This is a genomic window from Bradyrhizobium sp. (assembly GCF_049581145.1).
Classification (GTDB): Bacteria; Pseudomonadota; Alphaproteobacteria; order Rhizobiales; family Xanthobacteraceae; genus Bradyrhizobium.
The window spans coordinates 1-5,078 of record NZ_JBAURI010000061.1; the positions used below are offsets into that span (position 1 = coordinate 1).

General features: G+C 65.7%; 3 protein-coding genes. All 3 read right to left on the minus strand.

Annotated features, from left to right (window positions below; all coding sequences use genetic code 11):
- Nucleotides 1-381, minus strand: a 381-nt coding sequence (locus WCB02_RS01715; RefSeq protein ID WP_423955674.1) for a TetR/AcrR family transcriptional regulator, incomplete at its 3' end; no start/stop codon positions are given.
- Nucleotides 371-2,119 (minus strand): hydantoinase B/oxoprolinase family protein, encoded by a 1,749-nt coding sequence (locus WCB02_RS01720; RefSeq protein WP_423955677.1) that lies wholly within the window; start codon nt 2,117-2,119, stop codon nt 371-373. The genes WCB02_RS01715 and WCB02_RS01720, both read right to left, overlap by 11 nt.
- Nucleotides 2,116-4,206, minus strand: coding sequence for a hydantoinase/oxoprolinase family protein (locus WCB02_RS01725; protein ID WP_423955680.1), 2,091 nt, complete (start codon nt 4,204-4,206; stop codon nt 2,116-2,118). The genes WCB02_RS01720 and WCB02_RS01725 overlap by 4 nt, the downstream gene beginning before the upstream one ends.
- Nucleotides 4,207-5,078 lie beyond the last annotated feature (872 nt).

Below are 5,078 nucleotides of genomic sequence, written 5' to 3' on the forward strand. Positions count from 1 at the left end.
CTTCAGATGCCCGGCATAGTGGATGTTCTCGATGCTCATCAGCCGGATCAGATCGGGCGTCGCCACAAAATGGTCGAAGGTGCTGCCGACCAGTTGCTTCATGCCTTCGACCGGCGGCAGCGCGCGCAAATGCTGGTCCTGCTGCCTTGCGCGCAGGTCGGCATAGATCCGCTCCAGCACCGCGAGATACAGCGCGTCCTTGGAGCCGAAATAATGATAGATCAGGTTCTTGTTGACGGCGCTGTTACGGGCGATGCGGTCGACGCGGCCGCCCGAGAGACCATGGGTGACGAACTCGACCCGAGCCGCGTCCAGGATCCTGGCACGGCTGCCCTCGGGATCGCGCGTTACCTTGGGCGATGCAGCCTCGCTAAGCTCCATGCTGCGCATCCTCGAGCCTCGACGCCGCGCGTTCCGCGCGCAAACGCGCGGTCGCCTCGACGTCCAGGGTGCCGTGCGGTCCGAACACCACGGCGTGGTGCCTGCCGGCAAACTTCGCCGTGATCTTGCCGTCGAGCACATCCTCGCGGACCGCAACCGGATCGCGCCTGAGCGGGTCGCCAAAACCACCGGCGCCGGCCTGCTCATGAATGATCAGGGTGTTCCCGACAACCGTCGTGGTGATCTTGCCTGGCAATTCGCTGCGCTGATTGCCGATCTCGATGAAATTGCGCGAGGGGCCGCCGGGCTCGCCGCCGTTCAAGCCGTAAGGCAGGAATTTGACGCGATCGCTGCGCAACTGCAGCAGCGCTTCCTTGGCCAGAATCCGGTAGCTGCGGCGAATGCCGACGCCGCCGCGATACTGGCCGGCGCCACAACTGTCCGGCACGAAGGCATAATCCTCGATCCGCACCGGATGCTCGGCCTCCATCACCTCGACGGGCATGTTGGAGAGGTTTTGCGAGGCGTTGGTCACCGCTTCGAGCCCGTCCTTGTCCGGCCGGCCGCCCCAGGCGCCACAGATCATGTCGACGATGATGAAGGGCTGCCGGTTGGGCCGCAATCCGGAGATGCAGATCACGCTGTTGCCGCCCTCGCCCGCCGCCGGCACCTTGTCCGGCACGATCTGCGCGAGCGCACCCAACATGGTGTCGAACACCCGATAGCCGGTCAGCGCGCGCGCCGCGCACGGCGCCGGCATCACCGGGTTGAGCACGGAAGCCTCCGGCGCCTTGACCTTGATGCAGCGGAACAGGCCGACATTGTTCGGCACTTCCTTCGCCAGCACGCAGCGCACGCTCAGATAGGTCAGGGAATGGGTGAAGCTCAAGGTCGAATTCAGCGCGCCTTTGACCTGCGGCGACGAGCCGGTGTAGTCGACCAACAGCGTGCCGTCGCCGTTCACGGTGATGGCGACCTCGATCGGGATCGCCGCGTTGGAAAAACCGTCACTGTCGATATGGTCGACGAAGCGATAGGTGCCAGCCGGCCAGGCCTTGATCTCCTGCCGAGCCAGCCGCTCGGCATAGTCGAGCAATTCCTGCATGTAGGCGTCGACCTGGTCGGCGCCGTAGCGCTCCAGCAGCTTCTGCAGTCCGCGTTTGCCAACCTGCGCCGCGGCAAACTGGGCGGAGATATCGCCCCAGACGCGATCGGGAACGCGGACGTTGATCTTGATCAGCGCCTCCAGCGTGGTGTTGAGCACGCCGCGATCGTAAAGTTTCAGCGGTGGAATCCGCAGGCCTTCCTGATAGATTTCCGTCGAATCGGACGCGTTCGAGCCCGGCACCCGGCCGCCGACATCGGTGTGGTGACAGATCACCACCGCGAAGGCGCGCCGCTGGCCCTCATAGAAGATCGGCACGAACATGAAGATATCGGGCAGGTGCATGCCGCCGTGATAGGGATCGTTCATGATGACGACGTCGCCGTCGTGCAGGTCGCCCTCGAACTTCCCCAGCACCGCCGCCATCGCTTCGGGGATGGCGCCGAGATGCTGCGCGATGGTCTTGGCCTGCGCCACCATCTGGCCGTCGCCGGCGCAGAGCGCTGCCGAGAAATCCATCACGTCCTTGACGATCTCGGAGCGGGCGATGCGAACCACCGTGTAGGCCATGTCGTCGGCGATCGAATCGAGGCCGCTCTTGATGACCGCGAATGTGATCGGGTCCACCTTCATGCGTCGAACTCCAGCACGATGCAGCCGATCGCGTCCCTGTGCACTTTTGCGTCGGGCGGCACCACGATGGTGGCGTCGAACTCGTCGATCAGGAGCGGGCCCTGCCGGGCCGATGCGCCAAGCGCGTCGCGGCCGACAATGTCGACCGCGACCGGTGGCTCGCCGCGCGCAAACGAGATGTTTCGCACGACGGAGCGCGACGTGGCGGCGCGCGCAGCGATCCTCATGTCGCCGAAGTCGAGCCGGTTGTCGCGCAGGCCGCGGCCGGCGACGCGCAGCTTCATCAGTTCGACCGGCGTGGTATCGCGATAGCCGTAGGTCTTGAGATATTCGGCGATGAAGCGCTCGCGGATCTGGCCGAAGTCGTCGCCCTCGAACGGCACGGTCAATTCGGTCGCCTGCCCCTCGTGGCGCAGATCGGCCTCCCACAGAAACGACGTGCGCCCGGCCTGGTAGCCGTCGGCTGCGAGTTGCCCGGCAACCTGCCGGCGCAGGTCGAGCTTGATCGCCTGCAGATCAGCAGCACCGATGTCATCCAGACGGCGGTTCACGGTCTTGAGCGCGGTGTGTTCGATATCGGCAGCCAGCATGCCGAGCGCGCTGAAAATCCCCGACATCGGCGGCACCACCACGCGCGGGATGCCGAGCAACCGCGCCAGATCGGGCGCGTGAACGCCGCCATTGCCGCCGAACGCCATCAGCGTCAGGTCGCGCGGATCGCGGCCGCGCTCGACGGTGACGGCACGCACCGCGCGCGCCATGGCTGCATTGGCCACTGCCCTGATGCCATGCGCGGCATCGTGCAGCGGCAAGCCCAGGGGTTCGCCGATGTGCCTGCGAATCGCAGCCTCGCTCAGGGATTTGTCGATCGCCAACTCGCCCGCCAGCGCGGTCGCATTGATGAAGCCGAGCACGACATTGGCGTCGGTCACCGTCGGCCGGTCATTGCCGAGACCGTAACAGGCCGGCCCCGGCGCAGCACCGGCCGATTGCGGCCCGACCACGAGCAGGCCGCCCTGGTCGATGCCCGCCAGCGAACCGCCGCCGGCGCCGACCTCGGCGATATCGATCGCCGGCACCTTGAGCATGTAGCCGCCCGCCTTGATGAATCGGCTGGAGGTCGAGATGCCGTCGCGAAATTCATATTCGGAAGTCATGGTCGGGCGGCCATTCTCGATGATGACGGCCTTGGCGGTGGTGCCGCCCATGTCGAACACGATGACATCGCGATCGCGGCGCGCGATGCCGAGCCGGGCCGCGCCGATGACGCCGCCGGCGGGCCCGGAGGCGACCACCAGCACCGGTTTCTCGCAGGTGACATTGGCGGCGAGCATGCCGCCGTTCGAGGTCATCACCAGGATCGGCGCGGCGACGCCGATCGCGCGCAGCCCGGCTTCGAGCTTCTGCAGATAGTCGCGCATCGCCGCCAGCAAATAGGCGTTCACGACCGTGGTGCTGGTGCGCTCATATTCCTTCATCTCCGGCAACACCGCGCACGACGTCGTCAGCAGAAGCTGCGGAAAATTCGCCCTCAGGATGGCTTCGGCCTCGAGCTCATGCGCCGGATTGCGGTAGCTGTTGATGAAGGCGATCGCGACCGCCTCGATCTGCTCCGCCACCAGGGCCTTTCCGGCCGCGATCACGCTGGCTTCCGATAGCGGCTCGACCGGCTGCCCATCGGCGGCCATCCGCTCGGCGACCTCCAGCCGATGCCGGCGCGGCACCAGCGGTTTCGGCTTGTCCCAGGTGAGGTCGAACATGTCAGGCATGCGGATACGGCCGATTTCGAGCACGTCGCGGAAGCCGCGCGTCGTGATCAGGCCGGTGCGGGCGCCCTTGCGCTGCAGGATGGTATTGGATCCGACAGTCGTGCCGTGCAGCACCTCGGCGATCGCCTGTGGCGCGATCGACAATTCCAGCAGCAGCTGCCTCACTCCCTCGACCACCGCAAGGCTCGGGTCAGCCGGCGTCGATGACAGCTTGCTCTGGTGGATCAGGCCACCTTCCGTCAACAGCGCGATGTCGGTGAACGTGCCGCCGATATCGACGGCCACCCGAAATCCCGCGCCCGAGTTCGGGGTCGTCATCGCCATCCCTAATTTACTAACCGGTTAGTCAACAACAGCAACCGCCCGCACCGGTGTCAAGGCGATTCTTTCGGCAGCGGTCGCGGAAGCGACGCCGTACTTCGGACGGCTGTGCCCGGCCATGACGGCGAGGGGCTGGCGGTGAAATGAGCGACGACATGGGACATGACGACATGGGACATGACGACATGAGCGACGCGGCATGGATGCTGTCGGATGCAGACGTTTCCGCTGTGCCGTCATTCCGGGCCTACAGATTTCAAGCGGCGGCCTCTCCCCTCCTCCCGCGTAGCGGTGGGTGGGGTCGGGGGCCCTGCAGCAGCCCCTCGCCGTGCCCTCACCGTCATGGCCGGGCTTGTCCCGGCCATCCACGTCTTTCTCTCCGGCAGCGCCGCAATTTCGTGGATGCCCGGGTCAAGCCCGGGCATGACGACTGAGTTTGCGGAAACACCGCTTCATTCACATCGCATCCCTCACGGTGGGCACGGCGCGGATGCGCCCGGCCGAGCCCCCGAATTCGATGTTGAAGCAGCAGTTACGGTTTCACGGTCTCGCGGCGCTGGTCGCCCGAGCTTTGCTTGGGAAGTCTTGCGCCTCGAGATCGAGGGCGCAGGGAATGCCGGGTGCACGCTGCACCCGCGGTCTCATGTGCAAGTAGCAGACAGAAAACAACGCACACGAGCATACAGGTTCAGCGGAGACACTCCGACATTCCCTGCGCAATGGCTTTACGGCTTACTTCGCTCTCTCCCCGGCGATCCGGCTTGTTTGACACCGTCGCCTTCGGCGTGGCCACCCTGCCCGGTCGGGCTGAGCGGCCTCCAAAGACTTGACGCCGACCCTGAGGCGTCGGGACCACGCGACTTCACCGT

Bases quoted from the DNA above. Each gene is read 5' to 3' on its own strand.
- WCB02_RS01720 (WP_423955677.1), bottom strand. From the start codon at position 2,119: ATGAAGGTGGACCCGATCACATTCGCGGTCATCAAGAGCGGCCTCGAT.
- WCB02_RS01725 (WP_423955680.1), bottom strand. From the start codon at position 4,206: ATGACGACCCCGAACTCGGGCGCGGGATTTCGGGTGGCCGTCGATATC.